The sequence below is a fragment of the Streptomyces sp. NPDC058295 genome, assembly GCF_042880655.1.
GTDB lineage: Bacteria > Actinomycetota > Actinomycetes > Streptomycetales > Streptomycetaceae > Streptomyces > Streptomyces coriariae.
The window spans coordinates 91,109-109,777 of sequence record NZ_JBHVYO010000022.1 but is presented as its reverse complement, the minus strand read 5'-3'; the positions used below and the strand labels follow the sequence as shown (position 1 = coordinate 109,777).

The 18,669-nt window shown below is 71.0% G+C and carries 15 protein-coding genes and 1 pseudogene; 8 read left to right on the top strand and 8 right to left on the bottom strand.

Annotated elements, in window-relative coordinates; translation table 11 throughout:
- Window positions 1–102: 102 nt before the first annotated feature.
- Together ACFVYS_RS23965 and ppdK are read right to left on the bottom strand one after the other, a co-directional pair.
- Window positions 103–975: a universal stress protein gene (locus ACFVYS_RS23965; protein ID WP_389505007.1), complete on the bottom strand. Its 873-nt coding sequence runs from the start codon at window positions 973–975 to the stop codon at window positions 103–105.
- A gap of 122 nt (window positions 976–1,097) precedes the next feature.
- Entirely contained in the window at window positions 1,098–3,785 is a 2,688-nt protein-coding gene (ppdK, locus tag ACFVYS_RS23960; protein WP_389505005.1) for a pyruvate, phosphate dikinase, read from the bottom strand.
- Between the two features lie 261 nt (window positions 3,786–4,046).
- Here ppdK and ACFVYS_RS23955 point away from each other — a divergent pair, with 261 nt between their 5' ends.
- Window positions 4,047–5,765 carry a GAF domain-containing protein gene (locus ACFVYS_RS23955; RefSeq protein ID WP_389505003.1) on the top strand — a complete coding sequence of 573 codons (1,719 nt, stop codon included), beginning with the start codon at window positions 4,047–4,049 and terminating at the stop codon, window positions 5,763–5,765.
- A 74-nt stretch (window positions 5,766–5,839) separates the two neighbouring features.
- Here the strand turns inward: ACFVYS_RS23955 and ACFVYS_RS23950 are convergent.
- Window positions 5,840–6,489 (bottom strand): annotated as a pseudogene (locus ACFVYS_RS23950) (CBS domain-containing protein).
- A gap of 537 nt (window positions 6,490–7,026) precedes the next feature.
- Between ACFVYS_RS23950 and ACFVYS_RS23945 the strand changes: the two are divergent.
- Window positions 7,027–7,230: a hypothetical protein gene (locus tag ACFVYS_RS23945; RefSeq protein WP_327186463.1), complete on the top strand. Its 204-nt coding sequence runs from the start codon at window positions 7,027–7,029 to the stop codon at window positions 7,228–7,230.
- Between the two features lie 18 nt (window positions 7,231–7,248).
- Here the strand turns inward: ACFVYS_RS23945 and ACFVYS_RS23940 are convergent, their stop codons facing one another.
- From ACFVYS_RS23940 to ACFVYS_RS23925, 4 genes are all read right to left on the bottom strand, one after another.
- Window positions 7,249–8,283, bottom strand: coding sequence for a helix-turn-helix transcriptional regulator (locus ACFVYS_RS23940; protein ID WP_389505001.1), 1,035 nt, complete (start codon window positions 8,281–8,283; stop codon window positions 7,249–7,251).
- A 190-nt stretch (window positions 8,284–8,473) separates the two neighbouring features.
- On the bottom strand, window positions 8,474–8,854 hold the full coding sequence (locus ACFVYS_RS23935) for a hypothetical protein (RefSeq protein WP_389504999.1): 381 nt from the start codon (window positions 8,852–8,854) through the stop codon (window positions 8,474–8,476).
- A gap of 222 nt (window positions 8,855–9,076) precedes the next feature.
- Entirely contained in the window at window positions 9,077–9,298 is a 222-nt protein-coding gene (locus tag ACFVYS_RS23930) for a hypothetical protein (RefSeq protein WP_020129639.1), read from the bottom strand.
- A 62-nt stretch (window positions 9,299–9,360) separates the two neighbouring features.
- Window positions 9,361–10,086, bottom strand: coding sequence for a CBS domain-containing protein (locus tag ACFVYS_RS23925; protein ID WP_389504997.1), 726 nt, complete (start codon window positions 10,084–10,086; stop codon window positions 9,361–9,363).
- A 307-nt stretch (window positions 10,087–10,393) separates the two neighbouring features.
- Between ACFVYS_RS23925 and ACFVYS_RS23920 the strand changes: the two genes are divergently transcribed.
- From ACFVYS_RS23920 to ACFVYS_RS23900, 5 genes are all read left to right on the top strand, one after another.
- Window positions 10,394–11,269 carry a universal stress protein gene (locus tag ACFVYS_RS23920; RefSeq protein WP_389505071.1) on the top strand — a complete coding sequence of 292 codons (876 nt, stop codon included), beginning with the start codon at window positions 10,394–10,396 and terminating at the stop codon, window positions 11,267–11,269.
- Between the two features lie 48 nt (window positions 11,270–11,317).
- Window positions 11,318–12,007 (top strand): HAD family hydrolase, encoded by a 690-nt coding sequence (locus ACFVYS_RS23915; protein ID WP_389505069.1) that lies wholly within the window; start codon window positions 11,318–11,320, stop codon window positions 12,005–12,007.
- On the top strand, window positions 12,004–14,436 hold the full coding sequence (locus ACFVYS_RS23910) for a glycoside hydrolase family 65 protein (RefSeq protein WP_389504995.1): 2,433 nt from the start codon (window positions 12,004–12,006) through the stop codon (window positions 14,434–14,436). Before ACFVYS_RS23915 ends, ACFVYS_RS23910 begins: the two co-directional genes overlap by 4 nt.
- 63 nt (window positions 14,437–14,499) lie before the next feature.
- The gene (locus ACFVYS_RS23905) at window positions 14,500–15,399 is read left to right on the top strand and encodes a universal stress protein (RefSeq protein WP_389504993.1); all 900 of its coding nucleotides are present in this window, start codon (window positions 14,500–14,502) and stop codon (window positions 15,397–15,399) included.
- Between the two features lie 182 nt (window positions 15,400–15,581).
- Window positions 15,582–16,373: a universal stress protein gene (locus ACFVYS_RS23900; protein WP_389504992.1), complete on the top strand. Its 792-nt coding sequence runs from the start codon at window positions 15,582–15,584 to the stop codon at window positions 16,371–16,373.
- A gap of 41 nt (window positions 16,374–16,414) precedes the next feature.
- On the opposite strand, the gene ACFVYS_RS23895 is transcribed toward ACFVYS_RS23900, so the two are convergent.
- A complete protein-coding gene (locus tag ACFVYS_RS23895) occupies window positions 16,415–17,290 on the bottom strand; it encodes a universal stress protein (RefSeq protein ID WP_389504990.1) in 876 nt (291 codons plus the stop codon).
- A 308-nt stretch (window positions 17,291–17,598) separates the two neighbouring features.
- On the opposite strand from ACFVYS_RS23895, the gene ACFVYS_RS23890 reads away from it, so the two are divergent.
- Window positions 17,599–18,423, top strand: a complete 825-nt coding sequence (locus ACFVYS_RS23890; protein WP_389504988.1) for a universal stress protein — start codon at window positions 17,599–17,601, stop codon at window positions 18,421–18,423.
- Window positions 18,424–18,669 lie beyond the last annotated feature (246 nt).

Sequence of the window (18,669 nt, the reverse complement as noted above, 5' to 3'; positions counted from 1 at the left end):
CGCCGACTCGCCGCCGTCGATCGGCGGCACCTCGTCATCCTGTGCCGGGCCGACCGTTGCCACCAGGGCCGTCCGGGGCAACAGGCAGGGCCGTTCGGGCCCTCACACGGGGACCGTGACGACGGGGCAATGGGCGTGGTGCAGCACTCCCTGGCTCACCGAGCCCAGCAGCATGCCCGTGAATCCTCCGCGCCCGCGGGTTCCCACGACCAGCCCCAGTGCGTGTTCCGAGACGGCGGTCAGGACCTGTACCGGGTGGCCGCGGACGACTTCGTGGTGCAGTTCCACCTCCGGGTGCGTCGAGGTGCGACCGGCGACCGTCTCGGACAGCACGCGGCGACACTCCAACAGTGCCGCGTCCTCGTCCAGGACGCCGAGGAGCGGAGGATGCCACGCGTACAGGGCCCTCAGGGCCGCTCCGCGCAGGGCCGCTTCCTCGAACGCCAGGTCCACCGCCGCCGCGGAATGCGGGCTGCCGTCGACGCCGACCACGAAGTACGCGGGCTGCTCGGTGACGTGCTCCGGTTCCGGAACCACCACGACCGGGCAGGGAGCGTGGGCGGTGAGCGGGAGCGCCGCGGACGCCGAGGTGAACATTTCACGCCGGGTGCTCAGATGCCCGGAGCCCACCACGACCAGGGAGGCGTTCCGTGCCTCTTCGCGCAGCACCCATGCCGGCTCTCCCTCCGCCAGCGAGGTCGACACCTCCACCGTCGGCCGCCGGGACTCGGCGAAGACGACCGCCCCCTCGAGTATCCGGTCGCCGGCTCCGTGCAGCACCCGGTTCCACTCCTCCCAGGACGGCCGTGCCTCCCCCGACCGGTATCCGCCGGTCGGCATGCCCTGGGCGTGGACGAGCCGCAGCGGCAGCCCACGCCGATCCGCTTCGTCGGCGGCCCAGGCCAGGGCCAGCCGCTTCGAGGGATCGGGGTCGACACCGACCACGACCGGCCGACGACCGTCCGCACTGGCCATGGCACCTCCAGTTGATCTCCGCGTCCTGCCGGTCCACTCTCCTTCCAGCCTCGCCCTTGCCGTCGAGCGCCGCCACGTCACGGTGCTGGCCCCACCCGCTGGGGCCCACGCCCCCGAGCATGTCAGCGACTGTCGCTCCCTTCCGTCGCGGGCAGGGCGGCCCGGCCGGCCTCCAGCCGCGCCACCGGAACACGGAACGGGGAGCAGGAGACGTAGTCCAGGCCCGCCGCATGGAAGAAGTGCACGGACTCGGGGTCGCCGCCGTGTTCGCCGCAGACGCCGATCTTCAGACCGGGGCGTGCGGCGCGGCCCTCGTCGACCGCGATCCGGACCAGTCGGCCCACTCCGTCGCGGTCGAGGGTCTCGAAGGGAGAGGTGGCGAAGATGCCCTTGTCGAGGTAAGCGGAGAAGAACGCGGCCTCGACGTCGTCGCGGGAGAAGCCCCACGTGGTCTGCGTCAGGTCGTTCGTGCCGAAGGAGAAGAACTCGGCCTCCTCGGCGATCCGGCCCGCGGTGAGTGCGGCCCGGGGCAGCTCGATCATGGTGCCCACGGGGCAGTGCAGCGGCACGCCCGTCTCGGCGGTGACCTCGGCGAGCACCCGCTCCACCTCCTCGCGGGCGAGCCGGAGTTCCTCGACCGCGCCGACCAGCGGCACCATGATCTCCGCCTCGGGGGAGCCCCCGGCCCTCGTCCGGGCCACGACCGCCTCGGCGATCGCCCGTACCTGCATGGCGACCAGTCCAGGCACCACCAGGCCCAGCCGCACGCCCCGCAGGCCGAGCATCGGGTTCTCCTCGTGCATACGGTTCACCGCGTCGAGCAACTCGACGTCGCGCGGGTCCGGTTGCCCGCCCCGGGCCTCGGCCGCGGCGATCCGTACGGCGAGTTCGGTGTGGTCGGGGAGGAACTCGTGCAGCGGCGGGTCGAGCAGGCGGATGGTCACGGGCAGGCCGTCCATGGCCTCCAGGATGCCGGCGAAGTCCTGGCGCTGAAGCGGGAGAAGGGCCTCCAGCGCCCGGTCGCGTTCGGCGTCGGTGCGGGCCAGGATCATTCGCTCGACCAGCTTGCGCCGCTCGCCGAGGAACATGTGCTCGGTACGGCACAGGCCGATGCCCTGCGCACCGAAGCGGCGGGCGCGGGCCGCGTCCTCGGGGGTGTCGGCGTTCGCCCGGACCTCCAGCCGCCGTACGGAGTCGGCGTGCCGGAGGGCGCGGGCCACCCCTGCCACCACGCCGTCGGACGCTTCGCCGGTCTCCAGGTAGCGCATGGCCGCGGAGGCGACCAGCGGGACTTCACCCGCGTACACGGCGCCGACGGAGCCGTCCACCGAGATGACCGTGCCCTGCTCGACGACGGTGCCGTCGGGGGTGGTGAACCGCCGGGCCTCAGTGTGCACGGTGAGTTCCTCCGCGCCGCAGACGCACACCTTGCCCATGCCGCGGGCGACGACGGCCGCGTGGCTCGTCTTGCCGCCCCGGCTGGTCAGCACGGCTTCGGCGGCCACCATGCCGGGCAGGTCGTCCGGGGTGGTCTCCTGGCGGACGAGCACCACCTTCTCGCCGGCCGCGGCACGCCGTACGGCTTCGGCGGAGTCGAACACCGCCGCGCCGACCGCCGCACCCGGGGAGGCCGGAAGCCCGTGGGCGAGCGCGTCGCCGGTGACGCCGGTGTCGAAGCGGGGGAACATCAGCCGGGCGAGGCCGTCCCCGCTGACCCGGGCCAGTGCTTCCTCCGGCGTGATCTGTCCTTCGTCCACCAGCTCGGCGGCGATGGCGAACGCGGCTTCCGCGGTCCGCTTGCCGACCCGGGTCTGGAGCATCCACAGCTTGCCGCGCTCGATCGTGAACTCGATGTCGCAGAGGTCGCGGTAGTGGCGCTCCAGGGTCCCCATGTGGTCGAGCAGCCGCCGGTACGAGTCCGCGTCCAGCCGCTCGAGATCGGCCAGCGGCACGGTGTTGCGGATGCCGGCGACGACGTCCTCGCCCTGGGCGTTGGAGAGGTAGTCGCCGTAGAGGCCGGGCCGCCCCGTGGCGGGGTCGCGGGTGAAGGCGACGCCGCTGCCGGAGTCGGCGCCCCGGTTGCCGTACACCATGCGCTGCACTGTGACGGCGGTACCCAGGTCGTCGGGGATGTGCTCGCGCCGGCGGTACAGCCGGGCCCGTTCGCCGTTCCAGGAACGGAAGACCGCGAGGATCGCCAGGCGCAGTTGCTCGGCGGGGGACTGGGGGAACTCCTGCCCCGTCGCGTCGTGGATCAGCCGCTTGTACGTCTCGACGAGCCAGGCGAGGTCGTTCGCGTCGAGGTGCAGGTCGTCGGCGGCTTCGCGGGTCTCCTTGAGCAGGGTCATGGCCGCGTCGAACAGGGCCGAGTCGACCCCCATGACCGTGCTGCCGAACATCTGGACGAGTCGACGGTAGGAGTCCCAGGCGAAGCGGTCGCTGCCAGACGCCTTGGCCAGTCCGAGGACGGATTCGTCGTTGAGGCCGATGTCCAGGACGGTCTCCATCATGCCGGGCATGGAGAACCGTGCTCCGGACCGGACGGAGACCAGCAGCGGATCGTCACGCCGGCCCAGCAGGCGTCCGGCGGACTTCTCCAGGACGGAGAGATGCCGGGAAACCTCCTCCAGCATGCCCTCCGGTTCCGCGCCGCTCGTCAGGAAGGCCCGACACGCCTCGGTGGTCACGGTGAAGCCCGACGGGACCGGCAGGCCCAGCCGGGTCATCTCGGCGAGGTTGGCCCCCTTGCCGCCGAGCAGGTCGGCCATGTCACGGCCGCCGTCTGTGAACTCGTACACGTAACGGACCATGACACCGGTCTCCTCGCTGTGTCTGCGGACTCGGTACGGCTCCAGCGTCCGGCGACGGCAGCGGCGGGGACAGGTGCTGTCCGTCCCGTCCGGTGGGCCGACCGGCCCCCCTTTGCGCGACAGGGTCCGGCCTGTGGCGGGCACGCCGACGGGCGTGGTGACTCGGCCGGTTCCGCTTACGCCCCGGACCGGCGACCGTTACCGTGGCACATGATCGGACCAGTGGGTGTCCGTTCGGTGAGCGGACCTGGAGGAACACAGGTGGGAAGCCCCGAGGAAGCCCGTGTGCGGCTGCCTCAGCTCAGCCTGGACGAACTGCTGGAGGAGTTGCAGGCACGGCTGGACGCCGCGCGAGGCACCCGCGACCGGGTGCACAGCCTGCTGGAGGCCGTGCTCTCGGTCGGCCGGGAGCTGGACCTCGAGCAGGCCCTCCACAGCATTGTCGAAGCGGCCGCGGTGCTCGTCGACGCGGAGTACGCCGCGCTGGGCGTGATCGGGCCCGACGGCAAGCGGCTGTCCGCCTTCCACACCATCGGGGTCACCGAGGAGCAGATCGCCGCGATCGGCCCCTACCCCGAGGGCCACGGAATCCTCGGAGAGCTGATCCGCCACCCGGAACCCCTTCGGCTCGCGAAGATCTCCGAGCACCCGGCCTCGTACGGCTTCCCGCCCCACCACCCGCCGATGAACACCTTCCTCGGCGTCCCGATCCGGGTCCGCGACCAGGTGTTCGGCAACCTGTACCTGACCGAGAAGCGCGGCGGTGGGCAGTTCGACGAGGAGGACATCTCCGTCACGCTCACCCTGGCCGTCGCGGCCGGCGTCGCCATCGACAACGCCCGGCTGTACGCCGAGTCCCGGCTGCGCGAGCGCTGGCTGCGGGCGAACGCCGAGATCACCCACAGCCTGATGGCGGGTGGTGGGCGCACCGAGGTCCTTCGCCTGATCGCCGAGCGGGCGGGCGAGATCACCGAGGCGGCGCTGGCGGCGGTCGCCCTGCCCATGGACGACACCGGGTCGCTCGCCGTCGAGATCGCCGTCGGACTGGACGCCGACGCGCACCGGGGGCTCGTCCTGTCGATGGACAGGAGCCTGATGGGACTTGCCTTCTCCGGAGCGGCTCCGGTCACCAGCGAGGACGTCGCCCACGACGAGCGGATCTCCCTGGAGCCTCCGCGCTTCGGCGGGCTGGGCCCCGCCGTGGCCATGCCCATCGGTACCGGCGACGCGGGTGTGCGTGGTGTGGTGCTGCTGGCGCGTGAAGCCGGCCGGCCGGTGTTCACCACGACGGAGACCGAGACCTTGCAGGTCTTCGCCGCGCAGGCCGCCGTCGCGATGGAGCTGGCGGAGCGCCGTCAGGACGCCGAGCAGATCGCCGTGCTCACGGACCGCGACCGCATCGCACGCGACCTGCACGACCTCGCGATCCAGCGGCTCTTCGCCACCGGCATGACGCTGCAGAGTGCGGGCCGCTTCATCGAGCATCCCGAGGCTTCCGAGCGCGTGGCGCGGGCCGTCGACGACCTCGACGAGACCATCAAGATCATCCGATCGACGATCTTCGGCCTGCGCACCCGCGAAGGAGCCGACGGCACCGGACTGCGGGCCCGCGTGATGCGGATCGTGGGGGAGGCGGCGCCGGTCCTGGCCTTCGCCCCCAGTGTGCGGATGGAGGGCCTGCTGGACACCGATGTGCCGAAGGAGGTCGCCGATCACGTCGTGGCCGTACTCTCCGAGGCCCTGACCAACATCGCGCGTCACGCCCGTGCCGACCGGGCCGAGGTGGTCCTCACGACCGACGGGCGCGAGGTGCGGTTGTCGATCACGGACAACGGCGTCGGCATCCCGCCTGAGGGCCGCCGCAGCGGACTGCGGAACATGGCAGAGCGGGCCGAGCAGCTGGGCGGTCGCCTCGAACTGGCGAAACCCTCCGGCGGTGGCACCTCGCTGATGTGGTGGGCACCGGTGCAGGAAGGTTAGGCGTCCGGTCCCACACACCACTGCGGCGCGACGTCGTAGGGCGCCGATCGCTCGTCGAGGTACGTCACAGCGGGTCACTCCGCTCCGAGGCGTGCGGAGAGGTCGCAGCGGACATCGACGACGCCCTCGACGGCCCGCGCCAGGCGCTCGGCCACCGGTACCAGCCGCGGGCCGTCGACCCATCCCGTGAGGGTCACGACCCCCTCGGTCACCTCGACCCGGATGTGGTCGGCGGACAGCGGGAACATGCGGTCGATGACCTCCTGGCGCACCTCCTCGGTGAGCTCCTCGTCATTCCGCAGGAACACCTTGAGCAGCGGCTGACGACACCCTGGAGCATGCCCTCGTCGTCGATCACCGGCAGTCGCTTGACGCCGCGCCGGGCCATGATGCGGGCCGCCTCGGCCAGAGTGGTGGTGCCGTGCACGGTGATCGCCGGACTGCTCATCAGCTCCTCGGCAGTCACCGCGCCGGCCTTGACCAGGTCGGACAGCCTCCGCTGCTGGGTGAACCGGTCCGGATCGCTGTCCCGGAACTCTTCCTTCGGCAGCAGATCCGCCTCCGAGACGACGCCGATCACCCGGCCCTCGCCCTCGAGCACGGGGAGGGCGCTGACCTTCCAACGCTCCATGAACTGGACGATGTCCTTGAACAACGCGTCGCGGCCGACGCCGATGACGGCGCGTGTCATAACGTCGCTCACGAGGTGCGGGCTGCTGTTCATGGTCTCCTCCTCGAAGGGTCGTCCACGGCGGGGCCAGGAGACGCGGGCCGAGCCGGTTCTGCGCCCCGCGTCCTCGAGGATGGCCCCGACCCTTGGGACGATCCGGCTGCTGTTCGGTGTTCAGGACCATCGGCAGGCCCGGTCTCCGGCGCTCGGTCTCCGGCGCCGGATGTCCGCGCCAGGCCCAGAAGGCGCCGCGAACACAGGACGGGAAGGGCGTCACCCGCTTCTCGCGGATCCTGATTGCGCGGTGCACGACCGCCGTCGATCGCTTCTCCGCGTCTGTGTCGCGCCCCTCCCGTCGTCTCCACCACACCACGGAGGACCGCCCGGCCACCAGGGCCGATCGGCCCCGATCGGCCCTGGCGTGGGCGCATCCGGGGCACTCATCCGGTCGTGAACCGGCCGATGGGGAGGGTCCATACGGGCTTGCGTGCAGGTACCTTGCGGACCTTTGCGCGGACCGGTCGGCTCATGCGCCCTCGCCTCCTTCGCAGTTGGCTGGAAGCAGAGAGAACACACCGATCAGGGAGGGTGATGACAGTGGGTACGAGTCTCACGCCGGAGTTCTGGGAGCGGTTCGCGCTCCTGTTCGTGCTGGCGACGGGCGTGACGTTCGTGCTCGCGGCGACCTTCGACGCCCTGGCTGTCCGCCTGCTGCGTAGCCGAACGCAGCGGACGCCGCCGCGAACGACGCATCTCGAGCAGCGAAGCGACCACCGTATGTCGACGCACTGCTGAACGCCGATCTCTCGCCGGTCATCTCGAAAGGCTGGAGATGAGTTCTTCACGGCTGTTGACTCCGGTCTTTCGGTAGATGGCCTTGAAGTGATCATTGATGGTGTGCAAGGAAAGATTCAGACTGCGGGCGATCTGTTTGACGGCCAGTCCGTCCAGAGCACGCCGGATGACCATCTGTTCCCTCGGGGTGATCCCGTACAGGACGGCCGCAGCGGGCAACAGCACGTCCGAGGAAGCGGATTGGATGGTCACCGCCACACCGCCGGGGCCTGATTCGTCGAGCGGTTGAGCCTGCAACACGATCCACCCGTCAGGTCCGGGGATACGGCTCAGTGCTTGACGGCCCGGCTGTCGTGCCGCGAGGGCGATATTCCAGACGTGCGCGAATATCTCGTCCTCGTCGGCCGTCACGTTCTCCGGCACGAGTCTGCGCACCCATTCACGGCCGGTTACGGTCACGGCTCTTATCGTGTCGTTGCTGTCGATCACCACTACGCCCGGCGCGGGTGCGGCACGGACGGGACGCAGGAAGCGGCCGGCGACGTACTGCCTCAGAGTGCCTGCCAGGGGGCCGGAGAGCCGCCCGGCGAGTACGGCGTCGGTCGTCGAGAAGGGTCTGCTGCCCCTCCCTCTCAGCAGCACCAGTACGCCCCACGCCATCCCCTTGAGGGTCAGCGCGACCCGCATCTCGCTGCCGACTTCGGCCGCGTTCATGATTTCTTCGTGCTGGACGCTGTGTTGTCTGTCGGGTGCGTCGGATTCGAGGACCGCGACGGGACAGGCACTTCTGACCAGACCGGCCACGGTGTGCCGGTCGTGGCCGAGGATCTCCTCGGTTTCCAGTGCGCGGTAGAAGGTGGCTCCGTAACCGTGTTCTTTTGCCAGGAAACACGCGGCTCCGCTGAGAGGGTCGACTCCTCTCAGCATGTATCCGTCGTGCGGTACGAGTTGCGCGATCTGCCGTGAAATCACCATGCCCAGTTCGGGAACGGTGGTGGCCTCCGCTGTCGCGCAGAACAGGGCGCGGGAGATCAGTTCCAGGTCCGGATCCATGGAGGGAGTCTGGATCGGCACACCTTCCCCAGCTCGCATGTTCGGTACGTTGGCCGGCAGGGAGCGCTCGGTGGCGCATATCCAACCCCTGCCGGAGGAAACGGAATTGGAGGATTCGATTCCCGCCATTGCCGAAGGGCTGTCGCCCGGCCCTGGAACACCCACGGACCGGGCGGTTCAACTCATCCCGTCAGCACTCCGGAACAGTTCCGTTGTGGAATGCGGTGTTGCCGTCGACGTACGCCCCGTACGTCCACCCGGTGACGAACAACTCCTGTCCGGTGCTGGCGGTGTAGCGCTCCGTCAGCGTGTGGTACCAGACGTTTCCACGGTTGTTGATGTTGTCACCGCGGCCCCAGCAGTCGGCGATGATCGCGTCACCGAAGCCCATGTCCGGGACGCCCACCTTGCCGTCGCGTGTGTGCGTCGTGTTGTAGACGCCCACCCCCGTGGTCGAGGTGATGGGGATCAACGCGGCCGCGGCGGACGCGCTGCCGGTCGCCAGAGCCAGCGCGCCGGCGCTCAGCACTGCCACGACGGCGCCACGGCACCGCAGGATGGTTCTCGTCATCATTTCCCCCTGATCACTGACGGCAATGCCTTGCCGTGCGGAGCGTGCACCGAAGCCCGGAGCACACCCAGGACAATGGCCTGGCCGGGAAGATGCGTGAATCCCCCAGAAACAGGGGGGTGACAGAGCCACGAGGAGCACCTCACGCCTGCGCCCACGAACGCCGCCCCGCAAGCAGTGGCGGAGCGACGTCGTGGGAGGAGGGCCGACGTCCGGCGACGATCACTTCCGGAACTCCCGGTGGTCGTCGTGCTCGCCGAAGTAGTGCCGCTCCTCGACGAACTCCCGCTCACCGGGGCGCAGGACCGCGCCCGGCGTCGCCAGGAAGGCGATGAGCCCCAGAACGCCGACGACCATCAGGGAGAAGCCGACGACGAACGAGCTGTAGCCGAAGACCAGGCAGGCGCCCAGTACGGCGGCGACGATCAGAACGATGGGGATCATGGCTGTTGTCCTTTCTCCCCGCTGAGAATTCGAGATACGACCGAGGGCGCCGGAGCGCTGGTTCAGATCTTGCGCAGCCAGTCTTCGGCGACGCCCCGCATCCCCGGTTCGGCAGGCTGAAGGCGCTTGTCGTCGATCCGGTAGGAAAGGTGATCGACGACATCCACGACACCGTCCAGCCGTCGTGTCATGCCCACCGCGACGGGGATCTCGCTGCGTCGTTCCAGCTGGCCGGTGAGCGTGACCACCCCGTCCAGCACTGCCGCCTCGACCGTGTGCGGGGCCAGCCAGAGCGTGTTGACGAAGACCTCCTGCTGTACGTCCAGCCGGATCTCGTCGTCGGTGCGCAGGAAGACCTGGAGCAGGTCCCGACGCGTGACGATGCCGATGAGCCGGTTCTCCTCGTCCACCACCGGAAGCCGTTCGATGCGGTGGTCCGCCACCAACCGGACGGCCTCGGTGACGGTGGCGTCGGCACGCACGGTGACGGGGGGCGTGGACATCACTCCGCCGGCCGTCCTTGCCCGGCTCTTGGCGGCGGCCCGTCGGGCACTGCCGCCGAACAGATGCAAACGGCGCGTCCGGCCGCCGGAGACGCGTGGCTCTCGGGCCTGACGCAGCATGAGATCGGTCTCGGAGATCACACCGATGACCTTGTCGTCGTCGACCACCGGAAGCCCGCTGATGCCGTGCTCTTCGAGCAGGCGTACCACTTCCTTGAACGGTGTGCCGTACCGCGCGGTGACGACATCCTCGACCATGAGAGCGGCTGTTCTCGTGGGCTTCATTGCTGAGCCTCCCAGTCCTGGATGGGAACGATCACGAACACCCCTTCCGGGGAGTCGAGTTCAGCTTCCAGCCACGGACTGACGGACCAAAGAGGCTGAGTGGGCCACGCGCGGGCCGAGTGGCCCATTTGGTCCGGCCCACGCGTTCGGCGTTCCCGCGATCAGCGGGCGCTTTTCCTACGACGGCATGGGCCGAACGGCCCCATCGGGGGCCGAACCGCCCCTCGTACCGACAGCCGACCGGTGAGACGGTGGGGGCATGGCCCTGAGCTGCCCCGGGGCAGTCCGACGGAAGGCGGTGGGGATGATGACACTCCCCTTGGTCGTGGGCGTCGACGGATCGGGCGCGAGCCTGCTCGCGGTGGACTGGGCGGTGGACGAGGCTGCTCGACACGGCGTCCCTCTCAGGCTGGTGCACGCGTCCCGCTGGGAACGCTACGAGAGGTTCGTCCCCTCCGGCGGCCTCGACCGCCCGTCCGAGCGCGTGGTCGCGGAGAACCTTGTGGCCGCCGCGGCCGAGCGCGCCGAGCTGCGCGATCCCCAGGTGAAGGTCACCGCGGACGTCGTCCCCGACGACGCGGCGGACGCTCTCCTGCGGGAGGCGGACGACGCCTTCGCCGTGGTGACGGGATCGCGCGGCCGCGGTGAGCTGAAAGGGCTGCTCCTCGGCTCGGTCGGCCTGGCCGTGGCGGCCCGCGCGCGCTGTCCGGTGATCGTGGTCAGAGGCGACAAGGCCGCTCTGGCCGGCGCGCACGGGCGGGTCCTGTTGGGTGCGGGAGAACCCGTCACCTGTGCCGAAGCCGCCCGCTTCCCCGTCCGGGAGGCCGAGGCATGCGGCTGCGGCCTCGACGTCGTCCGCGCCTGGCGCTGTCCCGCGCACGAGAGTGCCGACGATCCCGCGCTCGCGGAGGAACCGGTGCGCCGGCACGAGGAGCGGGCCTCGGCCCTGCTGGACGCGCTGCTGCGGGACGGCGTAGCCGATCACTCCGCTGTCCGGGTGCGGCGGGTCACGGCCGAGGGCCCCGCCCACGGTGTCCTGGTGCGCCGCTCGGCCGCCGCAGACTTCGTGATCGTCGGAGTCCGGCGCAGAAGCGGTCACCTCGGGCTCCAGATCGGACGGGTGGCGCACACCCTGCTCCACCACGCGGACTGTCCGGTGGCGATCGTCCCGCAGACAGTGTGAGTGTTGTCCTGGCCCACGCCTGTCCGACCGCGCACAGGGGGAGTGATGATGGCCGCTCGGTCCCATGACGTACTCGCACCCGTGCTGCGGGACATCGAGGCGGTCGTCCTCGACACCGACGGAGTGATCACCGATTCGGCGAGGGTGCACGCAGCCGCCTGGAAGACCGCCTTCGATACCTTCCTGACCGAGCACCCGCCCGACGACTCCGCTCAGCGGCGTCCCTTCGACGCCGGCGAAGACTACCTGCGGTACGTGGACGGCAGGTCCCGGCTCGACGGCGCCGCCGCGTTCCTGGCGTCGCGAGGTCTCGATCCGACCGAGGCGTCCGTGCACGCGGTGGCCGGGGACAAGGAGCGGCTGTTCACCGAGCGGCTCCGCGAGCACGGTGTCGACGCGTATCCCGGGACGGTACGGCTGGTGCGCGCGCTGCGTGGCGCCGACGTGCCGGTCGCCGCGGCCTCCGCGTCACGGCACGCCCGCGAACTGCTCACCGGAGCGGGCGTGCCGGACCTTTTCGACGCTCTCGTCGAGGGCGGTGAGGCGGCTCGCCTGGGGCCGGCGGGCAAGCCGGGGCCCGACCTGTTCCTGGAAGCGGCCCGTCGCGGCGCATTCGCCCTGGTCGTCGGCGTGGACCGCGCCGACGGTCCGGACACCCGACGGCGACTCCTGCGCCACGGCGCGGACGTCGTCGTAAACGATCTCCTGGAGTTGCTCGTCGAGGGAGCAGGGCGATGACGGGCCGGACCTGGGAGTACGAAGGCTACGACCCGGCGGACGAACGCCTGCGGGAGTCGCTGTGCACGCTGGGCAACGGGTACTTCGCCACCCGCGGGGCGTTGCCGGAGTGCACGGCGGACGACGTGCACTACCCCGGCACCTACGTCGCCGGCTGCTACGACCGGCTCACCACGGACGTCGCGGGACGCCGGGTGGAGAACGAGGACATGGTCAACCTCCCGAACTGGCTGCCCCTGCGGTACCGCCTCGCCGGGCAGCAGTGGCTCAGCCCCGACACGGCCGAGGTCCTCCACCACCGGCAGGTGCTGCATCTGGACTCCGGACTGCTGGAGCGCAGCACGCGGTACACGTTCGGCGAGGGCCGGTCGCTCACCGTCCGGCAGCAACGTCTCGTACACATGGCCGACCCCCACCTGGCGTCCCTGCGCACCGACTTCAGGGCCGAGGGCTTCTCCGGAGACCTCGAGGTCGAGGCGGCTCTCGATGGCGGAGTCACCAACGCGGGGGTACCGCGCTACCGGGGACTGGACGGCCACCACCTGACCCACGTGCACACGGGTACCGCCGCGCCGGACACCGTGTGGTTGCGCTGCCGGACCCGCACCTCCGACGTCCGGATCGGCATGGCGGCCCGGCTGACCGCCGACGCGCCCGTCGTCACCGACCTGCACGAGGGACCGCGCGCCGGTCAGCGAGTGCGCGTGAGTCTGCTGCCGGGCCGTACGGTCACCGTCGTCAAGACCGTCGCTCTGCACACCTCCCGGGACCCCGCGATCAGTGACCCGCTGGACGCCGCGATCCAACGGGTGGGCGCGGCACCCGCCTTCGACGAGTTGCTCGAAGCACACCTGACCGCCTGGGACCAGCTGTGGCGGAGGGCCGAGCTGGACGTCCCCGGCGAGGCGGGCCGCGTCCTGCGGCTGCACCTCTTCCACGTACTGCAGACCCTCTCCCCGTACACGGCGGACCTCGACGTCGGCGTCCCGGCCCGCGGCCTGCACGGCGAGGCGTACCGCGGCCATGTCTTCTGGGACGAGCTGTTCGTGCTGCCGTACCTCAACCTGCACTTCCCGGAAGTGTCCCGAGCCCTGCTCCGCTACCGTCATCGTCGCCTCGACCAGGCCTGTGCCGCCGCCCGCGCGGCCGGCCGGCGCGGAGCCCTGTACCCGTGGCAGAGCGGCAGCGACGGGCGCGAGGAGACACAGGCGCTGCACCTCAACCCCCGCTCGGGACGCTGGCTGCCCGACCACTCCCAGCTTCAGCGGCATGTGGGCTCGGCGGTGGCGTACAACGTGTGGCAGTACTGCGAGGCCAGCGGCGACGCCGAGTTCCTGCACACCAAGGGCGCCGAGATGCTGCTGCAGATCGCCCGTTTCTGGGCGGACTCGGCGACCTGGGACGAGGAGTTGGGCCGGCACCGCATCCGAGGCGTGATGGGCCCCGACGAGTATCACGACGCGTATCCCGGCGCGCGGGAACCCGGTCTCGACGACAACACGTACACGAACGTCAGCGCGGCATGGGTCCTCACCCGCACCCTGGAGGTGCTGCGGGCCCTGCCGGAGCCCCGGCGGCGCGAACTCGCCGAGCGCACCGGCCTGGACGACGGCGAGCTCGAACAGTGGGAGGACGTCTCACGCACACTCCATGTGCCCTTCCACGACGGTGTCATCAGCCAGTTCGAGGGCTACGGCAGCCTCGCCGAGCTCGACTGGGAGGCCTACCGGCAGCGGTACGGCGACATCCGGCGGCTGGACCGGATCCTCGAGGCGGAGGGCGACACCGTGAACCGGTACCGGGCGTCCAAGCAGGCCGACGTCCTGATGCTCGGCTACCTCTTCTCGCCGGCCGAACTCGGCTCTCTCTTCGGCAGGTTGGGCCATCGCCTCGACGACGACAGCTGGCAGCGCACCGTCGACCACTACCTGCGCCGCACCAGCCACGGCTCCACTCTCAGCGGCCTGGTCCATGGCTGGGTCCTGGCCCGGGCCCGGCGGGCGGAGGCATGGACGTACTGCCAGGAAGCCCTGCTCGGGGACGTCGCCGACCTGCAAGGCGGTACCACGGGAGAAGGCATCCACCTCGGCGCCATGGCCGGCTCCCTCGACCTCGTCCAGCGCGGACTGACCGGACTGGAGACCCGCGCGGGCGCGCTGTGGCTCGACCCCGTACCGCTGCCGGAACTCTCCTCCTATGGGTTCTCCCTTCACTACCAGGGGCACTGGGGCGTCCGGCTGCGACTGGAGAGCGGCCTGCTGGAGGTGGCCGTGCCGCCGTCCGACCGTGCACCGATCGACATCCGGCTGCCGGACCGGGCGGTCCGCGTGCAGCCGGGGGAGACGTGCCGGCTGTCGCTCCCGGTGCCGACTGTCGCTCCCGGGCCGAAGGGGCCGGACGGCCCTGTGAGAGGACCTGCCGGCCCCTGACCCTGCTCCGGGTTCGGTATCACGCTGAAAGTGGATGAGAGTGCTGTCGCTGGAGGTGCCGAGATGCTTCTTCCCGTTGTCGCAGGAGTGGACGGATCCGCCGAGAGCCTGGCCGCCGCCGCGTGGGCGGCCCGCGAGGCCCGGAGGCGTGACCGATGGCTGCACCTGGTGCATGTCCGGGACTGGCACCCCCGTCAGGAGCACGAGACGGCGGGCGCCGCTCAGCGGCATCTGGCCCGGCGTTCCCTGCGGGAGGCGGAGGAGCGGGTCCGTGCCGAGTGCCCGGACGTCCGCCTCTCCGACGAGCAGATGGAGGGTCCGGCCACCGCCGCCCTGTCGAAGGCCGCGGACCAGGCCGACATGATCGTCCTGGGCTCACGCGGCCTGAGCGGCTTCACCGGATTCCTCGTGGGTTCCGTCGCGCTCGGCGTGGTCGCGAAGGCCACGCGTCCCGTCGTCCTCGTCCGGGCCGGAGAGGAGGCGTCGGACGAACACGTGCCGACGGACGACGGCGACACCTCGACCGACACCGGATACCGGGATGTGGTGCTGGCCGTCGACCTGGCCGATGCCTGCGACGAGGTCATCGGGTTCGCTTTCGAGGCGGCCCGTCTCCGGCACGCGCGCCTGCGGGCCGTGCACGCCTGGCACGCGCCTGGCCCGCTCGGGCTCGGAGCAGGTGACATCGGCTTGGTGGACGACCCCTGGCGGGGCGAGGAGTGGCTGGGCTTCCTCAAGGCCGTGCTCCAGCCGTGGCGCGAGAAGTACCCCGACGTGGAGGTCCTGGAGACGGTGGTGGAGGACAAGCCCACGACCGCGCTCGTCCGGGCCTCGACCGGCGCGAGTCTCCTGGTTGTGGGTCACCGCCTCGACGAACGGCCCGTCGGCCCGCGCACCGGACCCGTCACCCACGCCGCGATCCATCACGTCGGCTGCCCCGTGGCCGTCGTACCTCATGTGTAGGGACATCCCGGACCGCGTCGAGCGGCCGGTTCGTCGCAGACCGGGCCTCGGCCCGGCCGGACGAAGGAGGTGACGGTCATGACGAGGCCGGTGGTGGTCGCTCTGGACGGCTCGGGACAGAGCCTCGCCGCTGCCGACTGGGCGGCCAGGGAAGCCCTGCTGGAGGGCTGCCGCTCCGGCTGGTGCATGCCTGGGAGGGACTGCCCGACGATGGCACCGATGCCGACCTGCCCGAGATCCGCGCACCGCAGTACCGCGCACGCCGGTTGCTGCACACGGCTGCCGAACAGCTGAACGATCGCTATCCGCGGTTGTACATCGCCGCCGAGCAGGTGCGCAGGCGGCCCGGCCCCGCACTCCTCGCCGAGGCGGCGAACGCGGAGCTGCTGTTCATCAGAAGCCAGGGGACGGGCAGCGTCGGCGGGTTCATGTCGGGATCGGTGGCCATGTCGGCCGTGGCTCACGTGGACCGGCCCGTCGTCCTGGTGCGGGGAGGCGAGACGGCGGCTGACGAACGCCACCCCGACGGCTCGGAGAAGGCATCGACGCATACCCCCTACCGGGATGTCGTGGTCGCCGTCGACACCGACGGGCCCTGCGACGATTTCCTGGACTTCGCCTTCCGCGCGGCTGAACTCCGGCAGGCCCCACTGCGCGCCGTCCACGCCTGGCACGTACCGCGCGCCAGGGGCGTCCCGGGGGTCGAGGAGAGCACCCGGGCCAGGGCGGAGGCCGAGCGCGAGCTCGCGGAGATGCTCGGCCCGTGGTGCGCGAAGTACCCCGACGTGGTCGTCCGGGAGAACCTGCACGAAGGGCGCGCGGCCCACGTCCGCGTGCGCGCCGCGGGTGGGGGCGGGCTGCTGGTGGTCGGCTGCCGGAAGCGGCGTACCGGGATCGGCCCGCACACCGGCCCGGTCGCTCACGCGCTGATCCACCACGTGAGCCGGCCGGTCGTGCTGGTCCCGCACGACTGACGGCGGAGAGCAGGAGGCGGCGCTCCTCGTCACAGGTGCCCTCAGTCGTGCGGCACGACGGCGACGGGGCCCGGAGCGTGGTGCAGCACCGCGTGGGCGACGGGCCCGAGCTTCCACGTCAGGCGGGACGGATGACTGCGGCGTCCCACCACCGTGAGCCGGCTGTGCGGGGTGGCCGACAGGAGCGCATGGGCGGCCGATCCGGTGACGACCTGCTGCACGACGGGGACGTCGGGGAGTGTCTCGCGCCACCGCGCCAACGTGGTGGTGAGCGCCGAGTCCTCCGTCGAGTCGCGGTGGCCGTCCTCGCCGCCGACAGAGGTCAGGTGCGGGGCGGAACGAGGCATGGCACGCACGACCCGTACCCCGACGCCGTACGACTTCGCGACGGTGAAACCGACCTCCAGCAGCGGGTCGCTCGTCGGTCCCGGGTTCTGCACGCCGACCACGACCTCGTCGCGGTCCGTCGCCGGATTGCTCCGGCCGGCTTCGACGGAGGGATCACCCGCTCTGACGGTGACGGCCGGGCACTGCGCGAGGCCCAGCACATGCAGGCTGATGGAACCGAGCAGGAAACCCGCCATCGAACCGAGGCCGCGAGACCCGAGCACCAGCAAGGACGCGCTTTCACCGTGTTCCACGAGGGCGTGAGCGGCCGTGTCCGACACCAGTTCCGTCGTCAATTTCAGATCGCCGTACCGATGCAGCAGCTCGGTCTCCATGCGCTGGAGCACATCCCGCCCGTACCGCTGGCTGCTTCGGACCTCCTGCGGGATCGGCACGGTCAGCGGTTGATCGGTCCACGAGTGGAGCAGAACCAGGGGCAGCGCCCTTCGAGCGGCCTGGTCGGCGGCCCACCATGCGGCAGTCACGCTCCCGGGAGAACCGTCGAGTCCCACTATGACGGGTCCGGTCATGGGACACCTCCTGTGCTCGACGCGGCAGGCGCCCGACGGATCGGCTGACGCTTGCTGTTTCCTCCGGTGCCTCCATCGTCGGGACCCCCGGCCGGCGGGGACAGGGCCGGACGGTGCGCCGCGGGGAGCCGGTCGGCCCCTGCCGGCGCACCCCCTGCCAGGAGAACGTGGGGTCAGGAAGCCGGGCAGGGCTCCGTCGGCCTCGCGGCGCCGACCGCGAGGCCGACGGCACGCGGCCGTCCGTCTCCTAGCCGAGGAGCAGGGTTCCCCGGTCCTCAGAAGCATGTGAAGGGAAGGGGGGAGCCGTCATGAGCGGCCCCGTACTGGTGGGAGTGGACGGCTCGGCGACGAGCATGGCCGCGGTGGAGGCAGCCGCACGCGAGGCGGACCGTCTGGGGGTGGAACTCCGGCTGACACACGCCTTCGAGTGGTCGGCGACCCGTGTGCCGCTGGGCGTGCCCCCATGGGATCCGGGCGGCTCCCGGGTGCACGGCTCGGTGAACAGCGCGCTGACGGAGGCAGAGCGCCGGGCCCGTAGCGCCGCTCCCGGGCTGAGCGTCACGCGCACGGTCCTCATGGGTGAGCCCATGACGGTGCTGGAGACCGAGTCCCGCCGGGCGTCGCTCACCGTCGTCGGCAGCCGGCCGCCGAGCCGGTCCGCAGGCAGCCGACGCGGCTCCCTCGCCGTGCGGTTGGCCGCCCACGGACAGTCTCCGGTACTGATGGTGCGGGGCAGGCCGGACCCGGCTGGTCCGGTCGTACTGGTCGGCGATCACGGGAGGGTCGGCCGAGCGGCTGCCGAGTTCGCCTTCACCGAGGCCTCCGCCCGCGGCACGGACCTGGTGGTGCTCAACAGGTGGGACACGCGGACAGGGAAGCCCCGGAACGGGTTCGCGGCCACCCTGTCCGCGCTGCGAAAGAGTCACCCCAACATCGTCGTGCGCCGTCCTCGTGTGCGGGGCGGCATCCGACGGGCGGTCGTCGAGGCGAGCGCCCGCGCACAGCTCGTCGTGGTCTGCATGAACGGCCGTGTCGGCTGGACGGCCGCGTCCCCGACCCGGATCAGCCGAGCGACCCTGCGGCACGCCGACTGCCCCGTCGCGGTGATCCGCGCGGAGGAGGAAACCCGATGACAAGGCCGATGACAAGGCCGACGGCGAGCTTCTGATCGCCGCCGTGGTGGCGGCAGCCAGGGGCGACATCAAGGACGCCGCGGTGATCACCGTGGGGTGGCAGATCAACGCAATGAGATGGACCGGCTCCTTCCCCGCGTGGTCTGGCGCCGGTGCCGGCAGTCCCTGGGGCTGGGGCCGTCCGGCCTCTGTGGCCCGCCCACTTCGCCGAGGGAACCGTCCCGACGGCATCGGCGCCGACGGAGA

Excerpts from the sequence above, each read along its gene's own strand:
- ACFVYS_RS23965 (WP_389505007.1), bottom strand. The coding sequence starts at position 975 with ATGGCCAGTGCGGACGGTCGTCGGCCGGTCGTGGTCGGTGTCGACCCC.
- ACFVYS_RS23895 (WP_389504990.1), bottom strand. The coding sequence starts at position 17,290 with ATGACCGGACCCGTCATAGTGGGACTCGACGGTTCTCCCGGGAGCGTG.
- ACFVYS_RS23930 (WP_020129639.1), bottom strand. The coding sequence starts at position 9,298 with ATGATCCCCATCGTTCTGATCGTCGCCGCCGTACTGGGCGCCTGCCTG.
- ACFVYS_RS23945 (WP_327186463.1), top strand. The coding sequence starts at position 7,027 with ATGACAGTGGGTACGAGTCTCACGCCGGAGTTCTGGGAGCGGTTCGCG.
- ppdK (WP_389505005.1), bottom strand. The coding sequence starts at position 3,785 with ATGGTCCGTTACGTGTACGAGTTCACAGACGGCGGCCGTGACATGGCC.
- ACFVYS_RS23915 (WP_389505069.1), top strand. The coding sequence starts at position 11,318 with ATGGCCGCTCGGTCCCATGACGTACTCGCACCCGTGCTGCGGGACATC.
- ACFVYS_RS23905 (WP_389504993.1), top strand. The coding sequence starts at position 14,500 with ATGCTTCTTCCCGTTGTCGCAGGAGTGGACGGATCCGCCGAGAGCCTG.
- ACFVYS_RS23935 (WP_389504999.1), bottom strand. The coding sequence starts at position 8,854 with ATGACGAGAACCATCCTGCGGTGCCGTGGCGCCGTCGTGGCAGTGCTG.
- ACFVYS_RS23940 (WP_389505001.1), bottom strand. The coding sequence starts at position 8,283 with ATGGATCCGGACCTGGAACTGATCTCCCGCGCCCTGTTCTGCGCGACA.
- ACFVYS_RS23925 (WP_389504997.1), bottom strand. The coding sequence starts at position 10,086 with ATGAAGCCCACGAGAACAGCCGCTCTCATGGTCGAGGATGTCGTCACC.
- ACFVYS_RS23890 (WP_389504988.1), top strand. The coding sequence starts at position 17,599 with ATGAGCGGCCCCGTACTGGTGGGAGTGGACGGCTCGGCGACGAGCATG.
- ACFVYS_RS23910 (WP_389504995.1), top strand. The coding sequence starts at position 12,004 with ATGACGGGCCGGACCTGGGAGTACGAAGGCTACGACCCGGCGGACGAA.
- ACFVYS_RS23920 (WP_389505071.1), top strand. The coding sequence starts at position 10,394 with ATGACACTCCCCTTGGTCGTGGGCGTCGACGGATCGGGCGCGAGCCTG.